At 62.0% G+C, this 23,811-nt stretch carries 26 protein-coding genes; 19 read left to right on the forward strand and 7 right to left on the reverse strand.

Translation table 11 applies throughout. The annotated features are described in order from the left end of the window. The first annotated feature begins 14 nt into the window (after positions 1-14). The 5 genes from NKI95_RS25735 to NKI95_RS25755 all read left to right on the forward strand — a co-directional run bounded on the left by NKI95_RS25735 (position 15) and on the right by NKI95_RS25755 (position 3,649). Complete coding sequence (locus NKI95_RS25735; protein WP_352720198.1) at positions 15-431, forward strand: hypothetical protein; 417 nt, start codon at positions 15-17, stop codon at positions 429-431. Positions 432-507: 76 nt separating this feature from the next. Beyond that, positions 508-795: an Asp-tRNA(Asn)/Glu-tRNA(Gln) amidotransferase subunit GatC gene (gene gatC / locus NKI95_RS25740; protein ID WP_352720199.1), complete on the forward strand. Its 288-nt coding sequence runs from the start codon at positions 508-510 to the stop codon at positions 793-795. A 7-nt stretch (positions 796-802) separates the two neighbouring features. After that, complete coding sequence (locus tag NKI95_RS25745; protein ID WP_352466458.1) at positions 803-1,261, forward strand: GNAT family N-acetyltransferase; 459 nt, start codon at positions 803-805, stop codon at positions 1,259-1,261. Then, positions 1,261-2,826 (forward strand): amidase, encoded by a 1,566-nt coding sequence (locus NKI95_RS25750; protein ID WP_352720200.1) that lies wholly within the window; start codon positions 1,261-1,263, stop codon positions 2,824-2,826. Before NKI95_RS25745 ends, NKI95_RS25750 begins: the two co-directional genes overlap by 1 nt. A 28-nt stretch (positions 2,827-2,854) precedes the next feature. Further along, positions 2,855-3,649, forward strand: coding sequence for a YdcF family protein (locus NKI95_RS25755; protein WP_352720201.1), 795 nt, complete (start codon positions 2,855-2,857; stop codon positions 3,647-3,649). Here the strand turns inward: NKI95_RS25755 and NKI95_RS25760 are convergent. Then, a complete protein-coding gene (locus NKI95_RS25760) occupies positions 3,598-4,341 on the reverse strand; it encodes a DUF599 domain-containing protein (protein WP_352720203.1) in 744 nt (247 codons plus the stop codon). The genes NKI95_RS25755 and NKI95_RS25760 overlap by 52 nt on opposite strands. 170 nt (positions 4,342-4,511) lie before the next feature. Between NKI95_RS25760 and NKI95_RS25765 the strand changes: the two genes are divergently transcribed. The 4 genes from NKI95_RS25765 to NKI95_RS25780 all read left to right on the forward strand — a co-directional run bounded on the left by NKI95_RS25765 (position 4,512) and on the right by NKI95_RS25780 (position 7,993). Beyond that, positions 4,512-5,915: an L-serine ammonia-lyase gene (locus NKI95_RS25765; protein WP_352720205.1), complete on the forward strand. Its 1,404-nt coding sequence runs from the start codon at positions 4,512-4,514 to the stop codon at positions 5,913-5,915. Between the two features lie 85 nt (positions 5,916-6,000). After that, positions 6,001-6,438 carry a DUF1489 family protein gene (locus NKI95_RS25770; RefSeq protein WP_352466463.1) on the forward strand — a complete coding sequence of 146 codons (438 nt, stop codon included), beginning with the start codon at positions 6,001-6,003 and terminating at the stop codon, positions 6,436-6,438. Positions 6,439-6,563: 125 nt separating this feature from the next. Next, entirely contained in the window at positions 6,564-7,295 is a 732-nt protein-coding gene (locus NKI95_RS25775) for a vWA domain-containing protein (RefSeq protein WP_352720207.1), read from the forward strand. Continuing rightward, on the forward strand, positions 7,295-7,993 hold the full coding sequence (locus NKI95_RS25780; protein WP_352720209.1) for a DnaJ domain-containing protein: 699 nt from the start codon (positions 7,295-7,297) through the stop codon (positions 7,991-7,993). Before NKI95_RS25775 ends, NKI95_RS25780 begins: the two co-directional genes overlap by 1 nt. Before the next feature lie 48 nt (positions 7,994-8,041). Here NKI95_RS25780 and NKI95_RS25785 read toward each other — a convergent pair whose 3' ends face one another. Continuing rightward, complete coding sequence (locus tag NKI95_RS25785) at positions 8,042-9,430, reverse strand: SPOR domain-containing protein (RefSeq protein WP_352720211.1); 1,389 nt, start codon at positions 9,428-9,430, stop codon at positions 8,042-8,044. Positions 9,431-9,730: 300 nt separating this feature from the next. On the opposite strand from NKI95_RS25785, the gene NKI95_RS25790 reads away from it, so the two are divergent. From NKI95_RS25790 to clpA, 3 genes are all read left to right on the forward strand, one after another. Beyond that, positions 9,731-10,060, forward strand: coding sequence for a phasin family protein (locus tag NKI95_RS25790; protein WP_023674920.1), 330 nt, complete (start codon positions 9,731-9,733; stop codon positions 10,058-10,060). A gap of 272 nt (positions 10,061-10,332) precedes the next feature. After that, a complete protein-coding gene (clpS, locus tag NKI95_RS25795; RefSeq protein WP_023717744.1) occupies positions 10,333-10,659 on the forward strand; it encodes an ATP-dependent Clp protease adapter ClpS in 327 nt (108 codons plus the stop codon). 6 nt (positions 10,660-10,665) lie between these two features. Further along, on the forward strand, positions 10,666-13,134 hold the full coding sequence (gene clpA, locus NKI95_RS25800) for an ATP-dependent Clp protease ATP-binding subunit ClpA (protein WP_352720214.1): 2,469 nt from the start codon (positions 10,666-10,668) through the stop codon (positions 13,132-13,134). 95 nt (positions 13,135-13,229) lie between these two features. On the opposite strand, the gene NKI95_RS25805 is transcribed toward clpA, so the two are convergent. The 4 genes from NKI95_RS25805 to NKI95_RS25820 all read right to left on the reverse strand — a co-directional run bounded on the left by NKI95_RS25805 (position 13,230) and on the right by NKI95_RS25820 (position 16,245). Beyond that, positions 13,230-13,661 carry an HIT family protein gene (locus tag NKI95_RS25805; protein ID WP_352720216.1) on the reverse strand — a complete coding sequence of 144 codons (432 nt, stop codon included), beginning with the start codon at positions 13,659-13,661 and terminating at the stop codon, positions 13,230-13,232. Between the two features lie 121 nt (positions 13,662-13,782). Continuing rightward, positions 13,783-14,997, reverse strand: a complete 1,215-nt coding sequence (locus NKI95_RS25810) for a GNAT family N-acetyltransferase (RefSeq protein WP_352720217.1) — start codon at positions 14,995-14,997, stop codon at positions 13,783-13,785. A gap of 40 nt (positions 14,998-15,037) precedes the next feature. Continuing rightward, on the reverse strand, positions 15,038-15,766 hold the full coding sequence (locus NKI95_RS25815; protein ID WP_352720219.1) for a glycerophosphodiester phosphodiesterase: 729 nt from the start codon (positions 15,764-15,766) through the stop codon (positions 15,038-15,040). Between the two features lie 14 nt (positions 15,767-15,780). Continuing rightward, complete coding sequence (locus tag NKI95_RS25820; RefSeq protein WP_352720221.1) at positions 15,781-16,245, reverse strand: RidA family protein; 465 nt, start codon at positions 16,243-16,245, stop codon at positions 15,781-15,783. 138 nt (positions 16,246-16,383) lie between these two features. Between NKI95_RS25820 and NKI95_RS25825 the strand changes: the two genes are divergently transcribed. The 5 genes from NKI95_RS25825 (at position 16,384) to tsf (ending at position 21,016) form a co-directional block, all read left to right on the forward strand. Beyond that, positions 16,384-17,211, forward strand: coding sequence for a cell envelope integrity EipB family protein (locus NKI95_RS25825; protein ID WP_292653503.1), 828 nt, complete (start codon positions 16,384-16,386; stop codon positions 17,209-17,211). A gap of 135 nt (positions 17,212-17,346) precedes the next feature. Beyond that, positions 17,347-18,645, forward strand: a complete 1,299-nt coding sequence (locus tag NKI95_RS25830) for a lysophospholipid acyltransferase family protein (protein ID WP_352720222.1) — start codon at positions 17,347-17,349, stop codon at positions 18,643-18,645. A gap of 43 nt (positions 18,646-18,688) precedes the next feature. Beyond that, positions 18,689-18,967, forward strand: a complete 279-nt coding sequence (locus tag NKI95_RS25835) for a DUF4031 domain-containing protein (RefSeq protein WP_352720223.1) — start codon at positions 18,689-18,691, stop codon at positions 18,965-18,967. Positions 18,968-19,172: 205 nt separating this feature from the next. Next, on the forward strand, positions 19,173-19,970 hold the full coding sequence (rpsB, locus tag NKI95_RS25840; protein ID WP_031211288.1) for a 30S ribosomal protein S2: 798 nt from the start codon (positions 19,173-19,175) through the stop codon (positions 19,968-19,970). A gap of 122 nt (positions 19,971-20,092) precedes the next feature. Continuing rightward, the gene (tsf, locus tag NKI95_RS25845) at positions 20,093-21,016 is read left to right on the forward strand and encodes a translation elongation factor Ts (protein ID WP_352720225.1); all 924 of its coding nucleotides are present in this window, start codon (positions 20,093-20,095) and stop codon (positions 21,014-21,016) included. 1 nt (position 21,017) lies between these two features. Here tsf and NKI95_RS25850 read toward each other — a convergent pair whose 3' ends face one another. Continuing rightward, positions 21,018-21,956, reverse strand: a complete 939-nt coding sequence (locus tag NKI95_RS25850) for a LysR family transcriptional regulator (protein WP_352720227.1) — start codon at positions 21,954-21,956, stop codon at positions 21,018-21,020. Positions 21,957-22,070: 114 nt separating this feature from the next. Here NKI95_RS25850 and NKI95_RS25855 point away from each other — a divergent pair, with 114 nt between their 5' ends. Continuing rightward, the gene (locus tag NKI95_RS25855) at positions 22,071-22,499 is read left to right on the forward strand and encodes a nuclear transport factor 2 family protein (RefSeq protein WP_352720228.1); all 429 of its coding nucleotides are present in this window, start codon (positions 22,071-22,073) and stop codon (positions 22,497-22,499) included. 55 nt (positions 22,500-22,554) lie between these two features. Further along, positions 22,555-23,661, forward strand: coding sequence for an aldo/keto reductase (locus NKI95_RS25860; protein ID WP_352720230.1), 1,107 nt, complete (start codon positions 22,555-22,557; stop codon positions 23,659-23,661). Positions 23,662-23,811: the final 150 nt, after the last annotated feature.

Raw genomic sequence — 23,811 nt, forward strand, 5'->3', positions numbered from 1 at the left:
TCCGGAACGATACGATGCGCTTGAGAAATTCTCTTTGCATTTCCATGCTGGTTGCCGCGTCGCCGGCGCTGGCGGCGGAGGATTTCATCGAGGGCATCTATCTGCAATCGGAGGATCTCTGCGCGCAGGCCAAAAAGGATACGCTGCAGACGGTGATCGAGGGCGGCAATATCGTGCTGTCTGCAAATGGCCTGGAAAGCATCGAATATAACTGTGAGTTCCTGCAGATCACCAAAGCGACTCGCTCGCCAAGCTGGGCGGTGACCGCCATATGCCAGGAACCGGGCTACGTCTTTCCCGATGTTCTCTCACTGACACAGATGAGCCCGAAGCAGATCGACCTGGTATCGGTTCGGCCTGCCGCCGACGAAGGCGAGCAGAGCGGCAACGGCGGCAGTTATTTCCTCTGCGACGGCGTCGCGATGCCATAGGGCAGTTGTCGGCACGATGCATGTTGCGCGGCACGCGCCGCGCCGCTATAGCGCTGGTTTTCCCCGAGGCACAAACATGTCCGTTGATATAAAAACCGTGAAGCGCGTCGCGCATCTTGCCCGTATTGCGGTGAGCGAGGAGGATGCAGAGCGCATGACCGGCGAATTGAACGCCATTTTGGGCTTTGTCGAGCAATTGAACGAGGTCGATGTTTCCAGCGTCGAGCCGATGACCTCGGTCACGCCGATGGCAATGAAAAAGCGCCAGGACGGCGTCACTGACGGCGGCAAGGCAGCCGACATCGTCGCCAACGCGCCGGCGACCGAAGAGAATTTCTTCCTTGTGCCGAAGGTCGTGGAGTAGCTGGCCGATGGCAATCGAGATCGCCGCGGAGACGCCGCTGCAGGACGATGTGCGTGGGCTGGTCGAGGAGCTCAACGCCACATTGCTGGAGCTGACGCCGCCGGAGCATTGCTACCATTTGACGGTCGAGCAGATGGCGGACGGCGACACGACCGTCTTCATCGCCCGCGATAACGGTCTTGCCATCGGTTGCGGCGCACTGAAGCGCCACGATACTGTCGTCGGCGAGGTCAAGCGCATGTATACGCGACCTTCGCATCGCGGCCGCAAGATCGGCGCGAAGATTGTCGAGCGAATCGAGGCGCTGGCGCGCCAAGAAGGGCTTAAGCGTCTGGTGCTGGAGACGGGGGACCGTCATCCCGCCGCCTGGACCGTCTACGAACGCGCCGGATTTTCTCGCTGCCGTCCGGTGCTGAATTATCCCGATTCCGAGTGGTCGGTGTTTTACGAAAAGAGCCTTGCCTGATGAGCGATCTGACCCAGCTGACGATTTCGCAGGCCCGCGCCAAATTGCGCTCCAGGGAGATCACTGCCACCGAAATCACCGAGGCTTATCTATCGGCGATCGAGCGAGCCAATCCGGCGCTCAACGCCTATGTCGTGGTCACCGACGACAAGGCGCGGGACATGGCCAAGTCCTCCGACGCGAAACTAGCCAAGGGCGAGGGCGGGCCGCTTGAGGGTATCCCGCTCGGCATCAAGGATCTGTTCGGCACCGAAGGCGTCCACACCCAGGCCTGCAGCCATGTGCTAGACGGCTTCAAGCCGCGCTACGAATCGACTGTCACCGCCAATCTGTGGGCGGATGGCGCCGTCATGCTCGGCAAGCTCAACATGGACGAGTTCGCCATGGGCTCGTCCAACGAGACCTCGTATTACGGGCCCGTCATCAACCCGTGGCGGCGTTCGCGCCTCGACACGGTGGTGATGCCGACGACGCATCAGGGCGAGGGCGGCTTCGTTTCGGCCGGCGGCACCAGGACCGCGCGCACGTTGGACAATGCCCAATTGGTGCCGGGCGGTTCGTCCGGTGGCTCGGCATCAGCCGTCTCGGCTTTCCTGTGCGCCGGCGCCACCGCCACCGATACCGGCGGCTCGATCCGCCAGCCCGCTGCCCTCACCGGCACGGTCGGCATCAAGCCGACCTATGGCCGCTGCTCGCGCTGGGGCATCGTCGCCTTCGCCTCGTCGCTCGACCAGGCCGGGCCGATCGCGCGCGACGTCCGCGACGCCGCGATCCTGCTGAAGTCGATGGCTTCGGTCGACCCGAAGGACACGACCTCCGTCGACCTGCCGGTGCCGGATTACGAGGCGGCGATCGGCCGCCCGATCAGGGGCATGAAGGTCGGCATCCCCAAGGAATACCGTGTCGACGGCATGCCCGCGGAGATCGAGGCGCTGTGGCAGAAAGGCATTGCCTGGCTGAGGGATGCCGGCGCCGAGATCGTCGATATCTCGCTGCCGCACACGAAATACGCGCTGCCGGCCTATTACATTGTGGCGCCCGCCGAAGCTTCGTCCAACCTCGCCCGTTACGACGGCGTCCGCTATGGGTTGCGCGTGCCCGGCAAGGACATTGTCGAAATGTATGAAAAGACCCGCGCCGCCGGCTTCGGGCGCGAGGTCAAGCGCCGTATCATGATCGGCACCTATGTGCTTTCCGCCGGCTATTACGATGCCTACTATCTGCAGGCGCAGAAGGTTCGAACCCTGATCAAACGTGACTTCGAAAATGTGTTTGCCGCAGGCGTCGACGTCATTCTGACGCCGGCAACGCCGTCCGCCGCCTTTGGCATCGCCGACGAGGACATGGCAGCCGACCCGGTCAAAATGTATCTCAACGACATCTTTACGGTGACGGTGAACATGGCCGGCCTGCCCGGCATAGCGGTCCCGGCTGGGCTCGACGCCAAGGGGCTGCCGCTCGGCCTGCAGCTAATCGGCCGGCCCTTCGACGAGGAAACGCTGTTCCAGACCGCCCACGTCATCGAACAGGCGGCCGGCACATTTCAGCCGGAAAAATGGTGGTAGGATCGTTTCTCATCTGAGGGGGTGAGGGATGTTCTTCTATGTCTCCAAGATTCTCTGGTTCTTCGTCCAGCCGTTGAATCTCACGATCTTCCTGCTGCTGGCGGGGCTGGTCGCGGCGATGTTCGGTCGGCGACGGTTGGCGACCGCCGGCAGCGCTCTTGCCTTCCTCATTCTGGCGGTTTCGACATGGAGCCCGCTCGGCCCCATGATGCTCAATCGGCTGGAGGAACGCTTCCCCAGGCCGCCGCTGCCGGAAAAGGTTGACGGTATCGTGGTGCTTGGCGGCAGTCTGGATGGCGCCGTCAATCTGGTGCGTGGTGGCTATGAAATGAACTCCAGCGGCGACCGGATGGTCGAGGCGGCCGTGCTGGCGCGGCGGTTTCCGATAGCGAAAGTCGTTATCTCCGGTGGCAGCATCGAAACGTTCCGCGGCGGCGAAGGCGATGCAGATACCGCGCCGCGTCTTTTTGCCGCTTTCGGCGTCGCGGCCGATCGGCTGATCCTCGAGAACAAATCCCGCAACACCTACGAGAATGCTGTCTTTACCAAGGAACTGGTGACGCCGAAACCGGGCGAGACCTGGTTGCTGGTGACCTCGGCCTTCCACATGCCACGCGCCAAGGCGCTGTTCGACAAAGCCGGCTTTTCGACCGTTCCGTGGCCAGTCGACTATCGCACCTCCGGTAGGGAAGGCATCACCACGTTCCCCTATCCCGGCGACTGGCTGGAGGTCACCACTGTTGCGATCCGCGAATGGATAGGGCTCATCGCCTATTGGCTGTCGGGCCGCATCGATCGGCCTTTTCCCGGGCCGGGCGGCTGACCGAGCACCGCCTGCCGCGCCGCCGAGAAAAATTGGCGGCGCACCAGTACCGCCAGTAGCAGCAGCGTCGATAGCACGAAAACGGTGGGATCGACGAACCAGCCGAGATAACCAATCGAGAAGAACACGCCGCGCAGGCCCGAATTGAAATGCTTCCCGGCCAGCATGTTCATGCGCGCGGCACGCCAGACTGCCGTTTCGGTGACCGGATTGCGCGACGCCTCGCCATGCGGAATCGGCACGGCGCCGATCAGGATCGAGCAATAATTGAATAGCCGGTAAGCCCAGCCGAACTTGAAGAAGGAAAAGGCCAGGATCAGCACCAGCCCGAACACCTTCGTCTGGAAGGCCGCGCGTGAGGACGTGGCGCCAAACGGCAGGTCGCTCAGCACGGTCAGAACCTGATCGGAGGCGCCGAGCAGGGCAAAACAGCCGCCGATGGCAATCAGCGAACTGGAGGCAAAGAAGGCGGTTCCCTGTTGCAGGCCGCTCATGATGGCGGTGTCGACGATGCGGATCTCGCGTTCGGCCATGGTCCGCATCCAGGCCTCACGCTGCACGTTCATCGCCCTCGTCAGCGACATGCGGCTGACCAGCATTCCGTCGGCGGCGAGCGTATGCAGCACCCACGCGGCAAGGAAGAACCCCAGCGCCGCAAGGTCGGCCATCGATAGATGAAAGGAATCGCTCATGCGTTGCTTTTACCACAGGCCGAGGGGACGCTTCGATGGTCGAAGCTGGAATGTCGCTGCCGGAGCAAACAAGGTCGGCAGGCGCAGCGCCGCGATCTTCAAAACAGCGGAAAACATCATGGCAGTTCCTATATGTAGACCTCAACAGGGTCCCAGGAGAAAACGCCCACGTGTTCCTTTCGGTTTTCGACCTGTTCAAGATCGGCATCGGCCCATCGAGTTCGCACACGATGGGGCCGATGACGGCTGCGCGGCGGTTTCTCGATGAGATTGCGGGAGACGACTGGCCGCGCCCGGCCGGCGCCAAGGTCGACCGCATCGCGGCCAGCCTGCATGGCTCGCTCGCCTACACCGGCATCGGCCATGGCTCCGATCGTGCCGTGGTGCTCGGCCTCGCCGGCCAGACGCCGCAGATGGTGGATCCCGACCAGGCGGACGGCATCGTCGCTCGCATCGCCGCCGAGAAGCGGATTTCGCCGCCTGGCCATCCGTCCTATCGTTTCGACCCGGGAACGGATCTTGTGCTGGATCGCAAGACGCCGCTGCCGGGTCACGCCAATGGCATGGCCTTCTCTGCCTATGATGCCGGCGACCGGTTGCTGCTGAGGCGGGTCTACTATTCGATCGGCGGCGGCTTCGTAGTGTCCGAGGAAGAACTGCAGCGGCTGAAGGCAAGGGGCTCGGCGACAACAGAGGGCAAGAAGGTTCCGTATCCGTTCAAGAATGCCGTCGAAATGCTGTCCCTGGCAGCGAGAAGCGGGCTTTCCATTGCCGAGATGAAGCGCGTCAACGAGGAGACGCAGATGTCGCGCGAGGAGCTCGACGCCGGTCTCGACGGCATCTGGAGCGCCATGAAGGGGTGCATCGAGCGCGGCCTGTCGCAAGACGGCATCATGCCGGGCGGACTGAAGGTGCGCCGTCGTGCCCGGATGCTGCACGACAAGCTGCAAGAGCAATGGCAGCAGAACCGGCCCAACCCGCTGCTCGCCAATGACTGGCTGTCGATCTATGCGATGGCGGTCAACGAGGAGAACGCTGCCGGCGGCCGTGTCGTCACCGCGCCAACGAATGGGGCGGCCGGCACTCTGCCCGCGGTGCTGCGCTACTGGCTGCATTTCCATCCCGAAGCCGACCAGCCCAGCATCCGCGATTTCCTGCTGACGGCGGCGGCGGTGGGCGGCATCATCAAAACCAATGCTTCGATCTCGGGGGCGGAAGTCGGTTGCCAGGGCGAGGTCGGTTCGGCTTCGGCAATGGCTGCGGCGGGACTGTGCGCCGTCATGGGCGGCACACCCGAGCAGGTCGAGAACGCCGCCGAAATCGCGCTGGAACATCATCTCGGCATGACCTGCGATCCGGTCGGCGGCCTGGTGCAGGTGCCGTGCATCGAGCGCAACGCGCTTGGCGCCGTCAAGGCGGTGACCGCCGCTTCGCTGGCCATCAAGGGCGATGGCGTTCATTTCGTGCCGCTCGATGCCGCGATCGAGACGATGCGCCAGACCGGCCTCGACATGAACGAAAAGTACAAGGAAACCAGCCTTGGCGGATTGGCCGTCAATGTCGTGGAGTGCTGAGCGCCAATCTGGCGGCCTGGACCACCACTGTGGAGAAGTCGATCAGGCCGTTGACGCGTTCGCGTGCTGGACTAAACCTTAAACGATGTCTCTCAATCTCATAAAGCTTTGCGTCGGCTGTGACAGCGTCGAGGATCTGGAAGAGTGGATTGCCTTCCGTCTCGACGAGCGGCGCCGCGCCGGCGAACCGGCCGAGCACTACCACACCACCCGCATGGTGCCGACACGCGGCGCCGAGATTACCGACGGCGGCTCGCTCTACTGGGTGATCAAGGGCAATGTTCAATGCCGCCAGCTGATCACCGAAATCCGGCCCTTTACCGATGACGAGGGTATCGGCCGTTGCCATCTGATCCTCGATCCCGAGGTCGTGCGCACCGACTGGCAACCGCGCCGTGCATTCCAGGGGTGGCGCTACCTGAAGCCGGCGGACGCGCCGGCCGATCTCGGCAAGGGCAAAGCCGGGCTGATCGAGATGCCGCCGAAGCTCAGGCGTGAGCTTGCCGATCTCGGCCTGCTCTGACGCCGAGAACCGCGACGCCAAGACCACCAGGCGAAGCGCTTGTCCGCAGTTGCCATCATCACCGGTCCTCCAGGTCGCCTCATCTGGGCTTGCAAGCCGGGGAACAACGCCACATCTTGAATGTCATGAGCGACAAGAAGCAGCCCGTGCCTGCAAAGGCAAATCCTGCGCCGGTCGAGTCTCAATCGAGCACCGGCGAGATCGACGCGTTTCTCCGTCAGGCAAGAACGCTCGCTGCATCCGCCACCGGTTCAGGCAGGCTGATCCTGTCCCTCGACGCGACGATGAGCCGCCAGCCGACCTGGGATCTCGCCTGTGCGCTGCAGGCCGAGATGTTCGACGCCGTCGGCAAGACCGGGGCGCTCAAGGTTCAACTTGTCTATTTTCGCGGCCTTGGCGAGTGCCGCTCCTCCGCATTCGTCCCCGATACCGAAGCTCTGAAGCAGTTGATGACGCGGATCGAATGCCGCAGCGGCCATACCCAAATCGGCAAGGTGCTCGCCCATGCGCTGAAACAGACGGCGGCGGCCAAGGTCAACGCGCTGGTCTATATCGGCGACGCGATGGAAGAAAACATAGATGATCTGGCCGAAAAGGCCGGCAGCCTCGGTCTGCACGGCGTTCCTGTCTTCGTCTTTCAGGAGGGCCATGATGCCGCCGCGGAAAAGGCGTTCAAGGAAATTGCGCGGCTGTCGAAAGGGGCCTGGTTCCGGTTCGATCGGCGGGCTGCCGCAACCTTGGCCGGCCTGCTTTCGTCCGTCGCCGTGTTTGCGACCGGCGGCCTGAAAGCACTGGAGGCCCGGGGCAGGCCGGAGGACCGGCTGATGATCGAGCATCTGAGGGGCGGCGGAAACTGATGGGCGCAATTATCGCTTTTGTAGCATTGCTTCTGGTGTTTCTCGGCACGGTCACTGTCTTCCTGCGCGCCGATCCGGCCAAGCTTGCAGGCGGCATGAGGACGCTTGGACCTGTGCTGCTCGGGCTGATTGGCGTCGCCGTGCTGCTGGTCGGGCGCGAGGGTATCGGCGGCTTGATCCTGTCGGCTGCGCTCGCCTGGTACGGCTCCATGCGCATGAATCGGCCGGCAGCAAAACTGGCACCAGGCAAGCGTTCGACAGTTCGTACAGCGGCGCTTGAGATGGAACTCGATCACGATACCGGCGGCCTCGAAGGCCTCGTGCTGGCTGGGCGCCATGAAGGCAAGATGCTTGGCTCGATGGGGCTTGCCGAATTGCAGCAACTCTATCGCGAACTCTCCGGCGATCCGGAGAGCCGCCAATTGCTAGAGACGTATCTTGACGGCAGATTTCCCATCTGGCGCAAAGACGCTGATGCGAATGGTGGCGAAGGGCTGGGTGTTGCGCCAGGTTCTGGCGCCATGACTAAGGAGGAGGCCTACAAGATCCTTGGTCTTGAAGCGGGGGCTGCCGCGGCGGATGTCCGCAAGGCGCACCGCCGCCTGATGCAGCGCCTGCACCCCGATATCGGTGGCACGTCTTTCCTGGCGGCGCGGATCAATGAAGCCAAGGACGTCTTGCTCTCCAATCACAACTAGTCTCCTTCGACGCAGAACTTTCGGGAAAGATATCGTTTCGCGCGCCGCTTACTGCTGGACGGCGTAGCACTCGATCTTCTTCTTTTTCAAAGCGTTGCAGGCCTTCCAGGCAGCGGTCTTCGAACCGAAACCACCGAACCGGGCGCGGTAGTAGGTGACACCGTCCTTGTCGAAGGCGACGGTGAAACCGGAGGCATCGGCCAGAACGGAGGGCGCCTGCTTCGTCGCCTTGTCGAGGAAAGCCTTCGCTTCGGCCTGATTTGGCGAAGAGGCGACCTGTATTGCCCAGCCGGATGGCACTGACGCCGTGCTGACCGGATCGACCTCTGCCGCCGGTTCGGCATAGGCTGCGGCGACCCGGGCTGTCGCCACGTCGTCCACCGTCGACACAGCCGTCGTCTTGACCCTCTTGGCCTGAACGACCGGAGTGGTTTCTTCAACGACGGGCGCATTTTCCTCGACAAGGGAGGCAACGGCATCGTCGTCCGGCTTACTGTCCGGTGTCGGCGCGTCATGCTTCGGTAGAAGCACCTTGGCCAAGGCTGAAATCGGATTGCCGCCACCAGCCTTGGCAATCAGCACGCCGCCGCCGCGCGACGACGCCTTCGGCATGTAGGCATTGATCAACCCGGCCATCTGGCTGTCGCGGCTGCCGCCGGACCTGCCGCCCATGACCACCGCTACGATGCGCCGATCGCCATCCGAGACCGAGGAGACCAGATTGTAACCGGAGGCGCGGGTGTAACCGGTCTTGATGCCGTCGACGCCCTTGATACGTCCGAGCAGACGGTTGTGGCCGTTGATACGCTGCCGCCCATAAAGAAAGGAGCGTTGCGAGAAATAGCCGTAATATTGCGGAAAATGCTCTCTCAGGGCGATGCCGAGCATCGCCATGTCGCGCGCGGTCGTGAACTGGCCGGGATCAGGCAAGCCGTTGGCGTTGCGGAAAACGGTTCCCCTCATGCCCAGCGCCCGCGCCTTGGCGGTCATCATGCGGGCGAAATTGGCTTCATTGCCGCCGAGCATCTCGCCAAGCGCCGTTGCGGAATCGTTTGCCGATTTGGTCACCATCGACAGGATCGCGGTCTCGACCGTGACCGAGCCGCCCCGCTTGACGCCGAGCTTCGTCGGCGGTTCGGCAGCGGCATTGGCCGAGAACACGACCGGGGAATTCTCGCTGATCCTGCCCTTCGCCAATGCCTCGAACGTCAGATAGAGCGTCATCATCTTGGTAAGCGACGCCGGATAGCGCCGGCCATCGGCGTCCGACGAATAAAGCACCTTGCCGGTCTTGGCATCGATGACGATGGCCGCCGACTTGGCCGCCATGGATGAAGCCGCGTCCGCGACGACGAAGCTCATCGCCATAGCGAGGATCATGATCGTTTGGAGGGAGCCCGCGGATTTGGAAACGAAGCCCGACAACGCCTTACGCACTGATAGTTCCTTTGAATTTCCGTTGCCTTGGAGGCGGCAAAGGGTCCTGCCTCACCTCCGGCCACGCTAACGCGCGCAGCGTTACCAATCCGTTTATGGTAACCGCCGCGTTCACCGTTTTCTGCGGGATTGAGCTTCTCTTTATTCGAATCTTAGCGATTGCCGGCAGCTCACGATGCGCATTGCCGCGGAAATCTTGACTTTTTGTGCACTGCACAATATATTTACACGCATTGCACAACGCGGCCCGGACAAGGCGCGTCCATCGTCCAAAGGCAACCGTTCAAGGGAATGCGTGAAATGACCCAGACCTATGAAGATTTCAGCAAATACGGCAAGGAATTTGCCGACACCGGATTGAAGAGCTTTGCATCGCTGTCCAAGGGTGCGCAGGCTATCGCCGCCGAGGCGGGCGAGTACACCAAGAAAAGCTTCGAAGCCGGTAGCGCCGCTGTCGAGAAGCTCTTTTCCGCCAAGTCGCTGGACAAGGCGATCGAGATCCAGTCCGACTATGCCAAGCAGTCCTATGAGAGCTTCGTCACCGAGGCCACCAAGCTTGGCGATCTCTATGCCGAACTCGCCAAGGAAGCCTACAAGCCGTTCGAATCGATCGTCGCCAAGGCGAAGTAAATTCGACGAACGTTCCGAGCCGACCCTGGGCTCGCAAAGACAGACCCGGTCGCAAACGCGCGGCCGGGTTTTTTCATGCCAGCTCGAAATCGGGGCCTGCGGTCTTCACGATTTGAAAAATCGGTCAAGTTTGGCCACCTAGCCATATTGTCAGCTAAACAGAAGGGCTTAAAATCGTCCATCGAACACCTACATGTCGAGGATGCATGAGGATTCGAAAGAGGCAGGACTACGTGACTACAGGTTTGACTGCCACGAGCTACGTGGTGCGAATGCAGAACGGCAGCAACGGCAATGAGGCCGGTCGCGGCACGGCCGTCATCACGCGCACAAAAACCAAGACCAAGAAGCCCAGTCTGTATCGGGTCCTCATTCTTAACGACGACTACACACCCATGGAATTCGTGGTCCACGTGCTGGAGCGCTTTTTCCAGAAGGACCGCGAAGCCGCCACACGCATAATGCTTCATGTTCACAATCATGGGGTGGGCGAGTGCGGGGTCTATACATTCGAGGTGGCCGAGACCAAAGTGTCTCAGGTCATGGATTTCGCCCGACAGAATCAGCATCCGCTGCAATGCGTGATGGAGAAGAAGTGAGGTAACATGCCGGCTTTCTCCCAAGGCCTGGAAAAGGCGCTTCACCAAGCGCTGACGCTCGCCAATGAGCGGCACCATGAATATGCAACCCTTGAACATTTGCTGCTCGCCCTGATCGACGACACCGAGGCGGCCGCCGTCATGCGTGCCTGCAACGTCGATCTCGACGAGTTGAAGCATACGGTCCTCACCTATATCGACACCGAGCTCGACAACCTCGTCACCGGCTACGATGAAGATTCCAAGCCGACTGCCGGTTTCCAGCGCGTCATCCAGCGCGCGGTGATCCATGTGCAGTCGTCAGGCCGCGAGGAAGTGTCCGGCGCCAACGTGCTCGTCGCCATCTTCGCTGAGCGCGAGAGCCACGCCGCTTACTTCCTGCAGGAACAGCAGATGACCCGCTACGACGCGGTCAACTACATCTCGCATGGCATCGCCAAGCGCCCCGGCGCCTCCGAGACGCGGACGCCGCGCGGCGCCGACGACGAGCAAGGCAACCAGGGCGGGGCCGAGCCGCAAGAGGAAGGCGGCAAGAAGAAGCAGCAGCAGGACGCGCTGACTGCTTATTGCGTCAACCTGAACAACAAGGCCAAGGCCGGCAAGATCGATCCATTGATCGGTCGCGAGAGCGAGATCAACCGGACCATCCAGGTGCTGTGCCGCCGCTCCAAGAACAACCCGCTCTATGTCGGTGATCCCGGCGTCGGCAAGACGGCGATCGCCGAAGGCCTCGCCAAGCGCATCGTCGAGGGCGACGTTCCCGAAGTGCTGCACAATGCCACCATCTTCGCGCTCGACATGGGCACGCTGCTGGCCGGCACCCGATATCGCGGCGATTTCGAGGAGCGGCTGAAGCAGGTCGTCAAGGAGCTCGAGGACTATCCCGGCGCCGTGCTGTTCATCGATGAAATCCACACCGTGATCGGGGCAGGGGCCACCTCCGGCGGCGCCATGGATGCATCGAACCTGTTGAAACCCGCATTGTCGTCAGGCGCCATCCGCTGCATCGGCTCGACCACCTACAAGGAGTTCCGCCAGTTCTTCGAGAAGGACCGCGCGCTGGTGCGGCGCTTCCAGAAGATCGACGTCAACGAGCCGACCGTCGAGGACGCCATCGAGATCATGAAGGGCCTCAAGCCCTATTTCGAGGAGTTCCACAAGGTCCGCTACACGAGCGAGGCGATCAAGGCTTCGGTCGAGCTCTCGGCGCGTTACATCAACGACCGCAAGCTGCCGGACAAGGCGATCGACGTGATCGACGAGACCGGCGCCTCGCAGATGCTGGTGCCGGAAGCCAAACGCAAGAAGACCATCGGCATCAAGGAGATCGAAGCGACGATCGCCACCATGGCACGCATCCCGCCGAAGACGGTTTCCGCCGACGACGAGAAGGTGCTGCAAGGCCTCGACATCGAGTTGAAGCGCGTCGTTTACGGCCAGGACACCGCAATCACAGCACTGACCTCGGCCATCAAGCTGGCGCGGGCCGGCCTGCGCGAACCGGAAAAGCCGATCGGCTCGTACCTGTTCTCGGGCCCGACCGGCGTCGGCAAGACGGAAGTGGCCAAGCAGCTCGCCGCCTCGCTTGGCGTGGAGCTGATCCGCTTCGACATGTCGGAATATATGGAACGCCACACCGTTTCGCGGCTGATCGGCGCGCCTCCCGGCTATGTCGGCTTCGACCAGGGCGGCCTTCTGACCGACGGCGTCGACCAGCATCCGCATTGCGTGCTGTTGCTGGACGAAGTCGAGAAGGCGCATCCGGACCTGTTCAACATCCTGTTGCAGGTCATGGATCACGGCAAGCTGACCGACCACAACGGCAAGCAAATAGACTTCCGCAACGTCATCCTGATCATGACCACCAATGCGGGTGCATCCGATGCGCAGCGCGCGGCGATCGGTTTCGGTTCGACGAAGCGCGAAGGCGACGATGTCGAGGCGATCAACCGGCTGTTCACGCCGGAGTTCCGCAACCGCCTCGATGCGATTATTCCGTTCGGCTCGCTGCCGGTGCCGGTCATCCATCAGGTGGTGCAGAAGTTCGTCATGCAGCTGGAAGCGCAGCTTTCCGAGCGTGGCGTGACCTTCGACTTGTCGCAGGATGCAATCGCATGGCTGGCCGACAAGGGCTATGACGAGCGCATGGGCGCCCGGCCGCTTGGCCGTGTCATCCAGGAGCACATCAAGAAGCCGCTAGCGGACGAGGTGCTGTTCGGCAAGCTCAAGAAGGGCGGCACGGTGCGTGTCACCGTCGAGAAGAAGGAAACCGGCGAGACCGGCCTGAAGCTCGAATCGCTCGCCGACGAGGCGCCGGTGAAGCCGAAGAAGGAAGAGCCGGACGACGTGCCGAAAGCCAAGAAGGCGGTGGCGAAGAAGCCCGCCGCGAAAAAGGCGGTGGCGCAGAAGCCGGAGCCGAAGGGCAAGGATGGCGGCAAGCGCAGCCTTGTGCCGCAACTGCCGCGCAAGAACTGACGAACAAGCCAGCAAAAAAAGCCCCGGAAACGGGGCTTTTTTTATGACACCTTCCGGTTAAGCACCCGGCGCCCGCCGGAGCGGTTTGCGCCGGTTCAGCTTGCCAGCGCTATCCGTATCTTGCCGGCGTTCTCGGCCAGGACTTCAGGCTTTTCCATCTGTCCGCTGTGCGGCTTCAAGGGAATGCCGTCGAAGCGCGGAATGACATGGACATGGAGGTGGAAGACGGTCTGGCCCGAAGCTGGTTCGTTGAACTGCAAGACCGTGACGCCATCGGCATCGAAGGCCTTCTTTACGGCCCGCGCAACTTTCTGGACGTGAACGAAGAGCGGGCCAAGCACCGCCGGATCCGCGTCGAGCAGGTTGCGCGACGGCGCTTTCGGCACCACCAGCGTGTGACCTTGTCCTTGCGGCATCACATCCATGAAGACGATGACCGCGTCATCCTCGTAGACGCGGTGCGAAGGGATTTCTCCGCGCAGGATTTTCGCGAAGATGTTGCTGCTGTCGTAGGTTGCTTCGGCCATGGCGCGCGCTCCGGTTCTTGGCTCGCTGTCTCGTGTAGCGAAGCTGTTCCGGGCGGGCAAGGACGATCGATCGACATCGGCCATGCCGGCCCGCGCGGCTGAGCGATTGGGTCTCGCTACCCTACTCCGCCAGGTCCTTGCGGAACGGGGTGTGCTCTTCCAGATATTCGCTCATCCGCTCGACTTCGCGGCGCTCGCGATGGAGGTAGTCGGCCACTGCATTGCGCAGACCTGGATGGGCGATGTAGTGCGCCGAATGCATCGTCACGGGCCGGTAGCCGCGCGCCAGCTTGTGCTCGCCCTGCGCACCGGCTTCAACCACCTTCAGCTTGCGCGAGATGGCGAAATCGATCGCCTGATGGTAGCAGACCTCGAAATGCAGGAATGGGTGGTCCTCGATGCAGCCCCAATTGCGGCCGTAGAGCGCGTCGGAACCGATGAAGTTGATGGCACCGGCAATGTAGCGCCCGTTGCGTTTGGCCATAATCAGCAGGATGTCGTCGGCCATGCGCTCGCCGATCAGCGAGAAGAAATCGCGGTTGAGGTAGGGCCGGCCCCATTTCCTGCTGCCGGTATCCATGTAGAACGCGAAAAAGTCGTCCCAGGCCTTTTCGGTCAGATCCTTGCCGGTCAGCCAGTCGATCGAGATGCCGTCGGCGAGCGCCTCGCGCCGCTCTTTCTTCATTGCCTTGCGCTTGCGCGAGGCTAACGTCGCGAGAAAATCGTCGTAGCTCGAAAAGCCTTCGTTGAAGAAGTGAAACTGCTGGTCGGTGCGATGCAGGAAGCCGGCCGCCGCCAATGTCTGGACGTCGTCCTCCGGCGCGAAAGTAACATGCGCGGAAGACACGCCGAGTTTATCCGTCACCGCCTTCAGGCCGGCCGCAAGACCGGCCTTGACGGTGTGGCTGTCCTCGCCCTTGCCGACCAACAGGCGAGGGCCGGTGACGGGCGTGAACGGCACCGCGCATTGCAGCTTCGGATAGTAGCGCCCGCCGGCGCGTTCGAATGCGTCTGACCAGCCATGGTCGAATACATATTCGCCCTGGCTGTGCGACTTCAGATAGCAGGCGACCGCCCCGAGCAGCTTGCCTCGCGCGGTTTCCAGCCGGAGGTGATGGCCTTGCCAGCCGGTGCGCCGAACAGCGCAGCCGGAATCTTCCAGCGCGCTCAAAAAAGCGAATGAAACAAGCGGGTTGTAGCCGTTTTCTGCATCGCCGCGCGTAGTGCCGCCGAGGCTGTCCCATTCAGCGCTGGTGAAGGCGCCGATGCCCGCGGCGATGCGGATCGACAGCTCCGCATTCGCCGTTTGTCTTTCGCAGTCGTCCCCTTGATCCATGAGGCTTACTTAAGCTCGCTGCGGACCCATACAAGCCCGCTCAGGCAAGCCGTACAAGATCGGGCTCGAATCCTTCGAACGTCATCTGGTCGGCATATTTGAAGGTCAGATCGACGGCAGGCTGGTCATGCACGGTCCAGGTGATCACCGGCATGCCGAGTGTCTCTCGCACGAAGGAGACGAACCGGTTCGGCAGGTCGCCGGCGGCGTAGGAGGTGAAGGCGATGTCATGCGCCAGCATGGCGAAATGCGCCTCGATCAGGTGGTTGTCGTTGCCGTAGGCGGTCAACCCGCCGGGTATGCCGGGTGCATATTTCGCGAACTCGCGGATCAGCCAATGGTCGAACGACATGATCGCGGTCTTGCCCTTGTATTGCTTGAGCATCTTGCCGACGCTTTCGACCAGGCCTTCGTCGTGCCCGGCAGCGCCTTTCAGTTCGACAACCATCGGCACACGGCCGTCGACCAGATCAAGCGCCTGCTGCAGCGTCGGCAAATGGTCGGCGGTGCCGCCGACCTTCAGCGCCGTGATCTCGGCAGCCGTACGCTGCCAAACGAAGCCGTCCTTGCCGGTCAGCCGCCGCAGATCGCCATCGTGGATGATGACGGGGACGCCGTCGGATGACAGGTGCACATCGCATTCGATCGCGTAGCCGCGCTCGGCTGCCGCAGCGAAAGCGGAAAGCGTGTTCTCCCAGCGCGTCTTGTTCATGTCGTGGAGGCCGCGATGGGCGACGGGCCGGGCAGTCAGCCAGGAAAGATCGGTCATGGTCGCGGTCCCGGTCATTCGACTTCGAAGATCGCTTCGATTTCCACTGCGGCATTAAGCGGCAGGGAGGCGGTCCCGACGGCGGAGCGAGCGTGCTTGCCGCAATCGCCGAGCACGGCGACGAGAAAATCCGAGGCGCCGTTGGCAACCAGATGCTGTTCGACAAAATCCGGTGCCGAGGCGACGAAGACGGTGATCTTCACCAAGCGACGGATTTTCTCGAGATCGCCAAGTGCCGCCTGGGCCTGCGCCAATATGTTGATCGCACAGTATTTTGCGGCTTCCTTGCCGGTCGCGGTGTCGACATCGCGGCCAAGCAGTCCGCTCGCCTGGAGCTTGCCCTCCTTGAGCGGCAACTGCCCGGCGGTGAACAGCAGATTGCCGGTCCTGCAATATGGCACGTAATTGGCGGCGGGCGCGGCGGCGACCGGCAGCGTCACGCCGAGTTCGCTTAGCCGCTTTTCGATTGTTTCGCTCATGCTATTTCCCTATTGCTTGAAGGCGCCGCGCAGGCCGGGCCGAAATTGCTATTTTTGCCTCGCTTCCGCCACGACTTTTTTTAAGCTGGACCATCTTTCCATGCGGCCTGCCATTAGCCGCGATGATCGGAGCACCCCATGCGCGCAACGCGCCTCGCATTCAACGCCGTCCTCCTGACAGCGGCTTCCTGGGCGGCTCCCGCTTTTGCGGTGCCTGCGCTGCAGGCGCATCGTGCTGTTTACGACATTTCGCTCGACAAGGCCTCCGATCGCTCCGGCATTACTGGCATCACCGGCCGCATGGTCTACGAGTTCAACGGCTCGCCTTGCGAGGGCTATACGGTAAAGTTCCGTTTGGTGACCCAGATCGTAACCAACGACAACACTAGGCTGACCGACCAGCAGATGACCACCTTCGAGGATGCCGAGGGCAAGACCTTCTCCTTCGTGAACAAATCCTTTGTCGACCAGAACCTCGACAAGGAGGTCAAGGGTACCGCAACGAAGGAGGCCAATGGTCTCAAGGTCGATATCGACAAGCCCGAAAAGAGCAGCCTGGAACTCGCGCCGACCCAGTTCCCGACCCAGCAAATGGTCGAAATGATCGGCAAGGCGGAAAAGGGCGAGCGGTTCTACGAAACCAACCTGTTCGACGGCTCTGAGGACGCCAACAAGGTGGTGACCACCACCGTCGTCGTCGGCAAGCAAGCCGATGCCGACAACACCGATCCGGAAGCGCCGGCGCTGGCCAAGCTCGCCACCGACAAATACTGGCCGGTCGACATCGCCTATTTCGACGATGCCGACAAAGGCGGCGAGGAGGTGCCGGAATACCGGATCAGCTTCAAGCTGCACGAGAACGGCATCACGCGCGATCTCGTGATGGACTATGGCGAGTTCTCGATGACGGGCAAACTGGTCAATCTGTCGCTGTTCGATCAGCCAAAGACCTGCCCGTCGAAATAGGCTCGAACCAACGACAAGCCGCCGGCGCTATCCGGGATAGTAGCGCTTGATCTTGCGGGGCATGTCGCATCGACTTGAGCATGCCGCAATTGCCTATCAACGTCTTACGACGGTAAGCGCCGTGGGGGGAGCAGGTTGAGCAGGATCGACGTTTTTGTGGCGCCGCGGCCCAATGCGACGCTGATCAAGGCCATGACATTCGTCAACCGGATTGTCATGCTGCACGGCATTCCGGGGCTTCGCGACCTGTTGCCATTCAACCGTCTGGCCGGTTTGCGCGGCGTCGCCAATGTCCGCCACATCGATTTTCCGGAGGATGACCGGCAAAGGCTGAAGGCTTGTTGCGGTGCGGGCAAGGCGACGTTCATCACACCCAACCATCCCGAATTCTTTACCGACTGGATGATCGACAAGGAGGTCGTGTCGCGGGTAAGCCCGCTGGCGGCATCCTGGGCCACGCATGGCGTCGTCAATGGGCTTGGCCGGCTGATGCAGAAATTCTGGCTGGCCAACAATCTGATCGCGCAAATCCCGGGCAATAGCGCGGCGGCCAAGGAACATTCGGTGGCCTGGGCGCTGAAAGGGCACGGCGTGCTCCTGCATCCCGAAGGCGGTGTCGGCTGGCATGCCAACATCGTTGCCCCGCTGCTGCCAGGCGCGGTCGAAATGGGGTTCGAAGCGCTGAAGCGCGGCCGCCTGATGGATCCGGATTTCAAGGTTTGGATCGCGCCCGTGATCTGGAAGCTCGCTTTTACGGGGAATGTCGAGGCAGCGCTGGCAAAGGAATGCGCCTATGTCGAGCACAGCCTGAAGATCGAACGCCGTGCCGCCGATACGCTGCCGGAGCGCGTCCATCATATCTACGCGACGCTAGTATCGCGCGACGAGGCTGCAAATGGCCTGCGGCCTGATGAGCGGGCTTCATATGCCACACGTCAGAAGGATCTGCTGACCGAACTCGGCCGTCGCCTTGCCGAACTTGTTTCGCTCGAAGCCGGCACGCTCGACAATGCCGAGCTTTTGCGCCGGTCGCGGCGCTGGCTGCGGGAAAACACGGACGGCACCGGAAGCCAAAAGCAGGTCCGAACGCTGGCAGATACGATCCAGCGCCTGCAGCGTGTCGGGCCGTGGGCTTCGGCCAATCCGCGCATCACGCAGGAGGAGATCGCCGAACATTTGAAGCGGATCCGCAACGATTATTGCAAGGGTACACTGCGCGATACGATCAACCGTTTCGTGCCGCAGCCGGCCGGCCCACGCCGCGCCCATATCCGGGTACCGGAGCCGCTAGGCTTGCACGCCTATCAAGGCTCCGTCGAGGAGGCGCTCGCCGAACTGCACGACCGCATGCAGGCGACCATCACCAACACCATGGCGCAACTCGAGGCCGGCGGCGGCTTCATTTTCTACGCCAATCCCTTCTATCATCGTTAGCGGCGTGTTGGTCGGCGCAAGATGAAGGAGTGCGGCAAGCCTCATGGCGGTCTATGTCGATGCGGCGATCTGGAAATGGGTCGGCCACCGCTGGTGTCATCTGCTGGCAGACGATACCGACGAGCTGCATCGCTTCGCCGGGCAGCTCGGCATCAAGCGCTCGTCCTACCAAGGGCCGCCGAAGACATCGGCGCCACATTATGACATAACCGGGTTCGAGCGCGACCGCGCGGTGCGGTTAGGCGCCATCGAATGCAGCCGCGACGAGATCGTCGCTGTTTTCCGGCGTGTGCGGGTGCCGAAGGGAAAGATGCGACGATGACACCGGTGCGCTGATCGCCGCACGCTGAGCCGCACGACGCCACAGCGCTTGCGTTTGTCGCGCTTCCCCTCTATATGCGCGCTCATTCCACACACGGACTTTGGTGTCTGCCCGGGAGAAATCCGGCTGAAACCTCCGGTGGCGTTCGAGGACAAAGTCCAAAAATGCCTGTGTCCGTGGAGGCTAACCGGAAAGGAAATAAGAAATGGCTCTGCCTGATTTCAGCATGCGCCAGCTATTGGAAGCTGGCATTCACTTCGGCCACCAGACCCACCGCTGGAACCCGAAAATGGCGCCCTATATCTACGGCGCCCGCAACAACATCCACATCATCGACCTCTCGCAGACGGTGCCTTTGCTGCACCAGGCGCTGAAGCAGGTTTCCGACACTGTTGCCAAGGGCGGCCGCGTGCTGTTCGTCGGCACCAAGCGCCAGGCCTCCGACATCGTCGCCGATGCCGCGCAGCGTTCGGCCCAGTACTATGTCAACTCGCGCTGGCTCGGCGGCATGCTGACCAACTGGAAGACGATCTCGAATTCCATCCAGCGCCTGCGCAAGCTCGACGAAATGCTGGCCGGCGAGGCTCAGGGCCTGACCAAGAAGGAGCGCCTCAACCTCGATCGCGAGCGTGAGAAGCTCGACAAGGCGCTGGGCGGCATCAAGGATATGGGTTCGACGCCCGATTTGATGTTCGTGATCGACACCAACAAGGAAGCGATCGCCATTCTCGAGGCCAAGCGTCTCGGCATCCCGGTCGTTGCCATCATCGATTCCAACTGCGACCCGGACAAGATCGACTTCCCGATCCCCGGCAACGACGACGCGGCCCGCGCCATCCAGCTCTATTGCGATCTGATCGCCAAGGCAGCTATCGACGGCATCGCCCGTCAGCAGGGCGCGCTCGGTGTCGATATCGGCGCATCGGTCGAGGCTCCGGTCGAGCCGGCGCTCGATCAGACCCCGGCCGCCGAGAGCCCGGCTGCCCAGACCCCGGAAGCATAGTAGCGAAGGCCGGCTGCGGCCTTCATCTTTCCAATATGTTGGCGCGGTAAGCGCCACCGGCACCAGGCGCATCATCGAAAATCGATGGTGCGTCGTCAGTGCATTTAGACAAAGAGGCGACAATGAGCATTTCGGCTGCACAGGTCAAAGAACTCCGCGACTTGACCGGCGCGGGCATGATGGACTGCAAGGCGGCGTTGAATGAGACCAACGGCAACATGGAAGAAGCCATCGACTGGCTGCGCAAGAAGGGCATTTCCAAGGCCGACAAGAAGGCTGGCCGTACCGCTGCCGAAGGCCTGATCGGTGTCGATTCCGGCGTCCGCGAGGCAGCGATCGTCGAGGTCAATTCCGAGACGGATTTCGTTGCGCGCAATGCTGCGTTCCAGGAGATCGTCGCCAATGTCGCGAAGGTTGCGCTCGCCCATGGCGGCAAGACCGAGGCCGTTGCCGCTGCTCCCTATCCGGGCTCGGGCAAGTCGGTCACTGAGACCATCAAGGACGCCGTCGGCACCATCGGCGAGAATCTGGGCTTCCGCCGCTCGGCCAAGCTCACCGTCGAGCACGGCGCTGTCGCAACCTACGTTCACAATGCGGTCGCCGACGGCCTTGGCAAGCTCGGCGTGCTGGTGGCCATCGAGACGACGGGCAACGCGCATGCCGCGAACGCCTTCGCCCGCCAGGTTGCCATGCATGTCGCTGCCACCAATCCGATGGCCTTGACCACCGAAGAGCTCGATCCGGTCGCGGTGGAGCGCGAGAAGGCGATCTTCGCCGACCAGGCGCGCCAGTCCGGCAAGCCGGAAGCGATCATCGAGAAGATGGTCGAGGGCCGTTTGCGCAAGTTCTACGAAGAGGTCGTGCTGCTCAAGCAGGCTTTCGTGCTCAATCCCGACATCACCGTCGAGAAGGCGCTGAAGGATGCCGAAAGCGAGATCGGCGCGCCAGCCAAAATCGCTGCCTATCTGCGCTTCGCGCTCGGTGAGGGCATCGAGAAGGAAGAGACCGATTTCGCGGCGGAAGTCGCGGCAGCGGTCAAGAAGTAAACTATCCGCTCGAAAGGCTTTTTCGGCCGGGTGTCCGCGAGGATGCCCGGCCGATTTCTTGTGCGGTGTCGATGAAGGCGCGGAGCTTCGGGGCCATCGCGGCGCGGCGCGGGAAATAGAGGAACAGTCCCGGTTCCTCGATCGATGCCTCGCCAAGGACTTCGACCAGCCGGCCTGCTTCGATGTCGGGCTTGACAAGCGGCTCGAACAGATAGGCGAGGCCGATGCCGGCAAGCGCCATGTCCCTTGCCGACAGCGGATCGCTGACGACCACGCTGCCGCGTGTCTCGACGCTGATATCCTTGCCCTGGTCTGACAGATCCCAGCGATAGAGCGCACGTGATCGCAACAGCCGATATCCGATGCAGTTGCGGGTGGAGAGATCAGCAATTGTTCGCGGCTTTCCGTGGCGGCCGACATAGGCCGGAGAGGCGACAATGGTCGTCCGGAACGGCTGAGTCAGTCGCACCGTCACCATATCCTCGGCGATCATCTCGCCCAGCCGGATGCCGGCGTCGAAACCCTCGCCGACGATATCGCTCAGACGTTCGTCGGTGACGATCTCCACCGTCACGTCAGGGTAACGCTCCGCCATCGCCGTTAGGATGGGCATCAGCGCCAGAGGCAGCGACAAACGCGGCGCGTTGATCCTGAGCAGTCCGCTTGCCCGGCCTTTGACCGAGCGGATGCGTTCGATCCGGTCGGCAATGTCTTCCAACGCCGGCTCCGCCGCAGCGACAAGCGCGGTGCCAGTCTCGGTCAGCGAGACGCTGCGCGTGGTGCGGGCAAACAACGGCTGGCCGATTCGCTCCTCTACCAGCCGCACCGCATGGCTGACCGCTGACGGGCTCATGCCGAGCTCGGCGGCCGCCGACGCGAAGCCGCCACGCCGCGCGACGGCAACGATTATAGGTAGGTGGCTAAGCAGATCGCGGTCCATTCATGCATGATATCGCATAGTCCATTCGGATAATGCAATCTTATCGGCGGGGAAAGGAGGGCGCATCTTTGGCTGCATCACACGGCAATCGCCGAGCAGCCAAGGAGACGTCTAATGACCGACCTCGATTCCGAACGAACCCGCAATCTCGAGACCGTGCGTAAATTCTTTGATCTGATGCACCGCAAGGACATTGAGGCATGGGGCGACCTTTGGGCTGAAGATGGCCGTATCCTTGTCTTCTACCCGCCGGCAGGATTTGGAAACAGCATCGATGGCAAGGCCGCGATCCTGGCGGCCTTCCGAGGCCTCTTCGGTAATTTCGAATCCTTCGATTCGCAGCTGACAGCCATCTATCCGGCAGCGGATTCGGACGCGATCGTCGTTGAGTACAAGAACCGCGCGGTGCTGATCGGCGGCACTGAGTACACCAACAACAATATCGCGATTTTCCGCTTCAAGAGGGGTCTGATCAGCGCCTACCACGATTATTTCGATCCGCGCCGGTTCCAGGTGGTGGTCGATGCGCTGGCCAAGGCCTGACTGCGTATCCCAGGCAAGACCTCAATCCCGCTTTTCAAATTTTAGGAGAAAATCCATGACCATGTCCTACTACACGCTCGGCAACAGCGGACTGCGTGTCACCCGCCTGGCGCTCGGCACCATGACGTTCGGCACGGAATGGGGCTGGGGTGCGGAGAAGGAAACCGCGCGCGCGCTGATCGATGCCTATGTCGAAGCCGGTGGCAATTTCTTCGACACCGCCGATCTCTATACCGGTGGCACGGCCGAAACCTGGCTCGGCGAATTCATCGCCGAGCGTGGGCTGCGCGACAAGGCGGTGATCAGTACCAAATTCACCTACAACGCCGAACCGGGCAACCCGAACGCCGGGGGCAACGGCCGCAAGAACATCCTGCGGGCGGTAGACGGTTCGCTGAAGCGGCTAGGCACCGACTATATCGACCTCTACATCCTCCATACCTGGGACAGGCTGACACCACCGGAGGAGGTGATGCGGACGCTGGACGATCTGGTGCGCGCCGGAAAGATCCGGCATGTCGGTCTGTCCGACGTGCCGGCGTGGTACGCAAGCCGGGCGCAGGCGGTCGCAGAGCATCGCGGCTATGAACCGGTTTCGGCGCTTCAGCTCGAATATTCGCTGGCCGAGCGCAACATCGAGCACGAATTCGTGCCGTTCGGCACGCGCTATGGCGCCGGAATCATGGTCTGGAGTCCATTGGCCAGCGGCCTGCTCAGCGGAAAATACCGTTTCGATACAATCGTCAAGGATGGTGGCCGGCTGGAGACAATGCGTGGTTCGACCAATCCCGGTTTCCAGAAATTCACCGATCGCAACTGGCAAATCGTGGCCGAATTGGAGACGGTTGCCGGCCAGCTCGGCCGCAGCATGGCCCAGGTCGCCCTGAACTGGACGGCAAACAGGCCAGGCGTTGCGTCCGTCATCGTCGGCGCCACCAGGCTTGACCAGCTCAAGGACAATCTCGGCGCGCTTGATTTCGACATTCCCGAGGATCTTCGGGCACGGCTCGATGAGGTTAGCCGGCCGGTCACGCCCTTTCCGTACTCGTTCTTCGGCCCTGAAATACAAGGCGGCCTGACCGGTGGGCAGGCGGTTGGCGGTAAGCCGGCAAGTTATCTGCCGGACCTGCTCATGCAAGGCACTTTTGCCGGCGTGAGCTGACGGCTATCCCGGTCCACGATCTCAACTTTCCGGCTCGGGGGGCGGCGCGCCAACCCCGCGCCCGGCTGCTTTACAACACACCCAGTATAGAGGCGGGCCGCCAACACGCGCACCCACCCGAAACCCAGCGAACAACATGCAGTTTAAACA

Origin of the sequence: Mesorhizobium sp. M0306, from assembly GCF_040321655.1 — a bacterium.
In the GTDB taxonomy this organism is placed as follows: domain Bacteria; phylum Pseudomonadota; class Alphaproteobacteria; order Rhizobiales; family Rhizobiaceae; genus Mesorhizobium.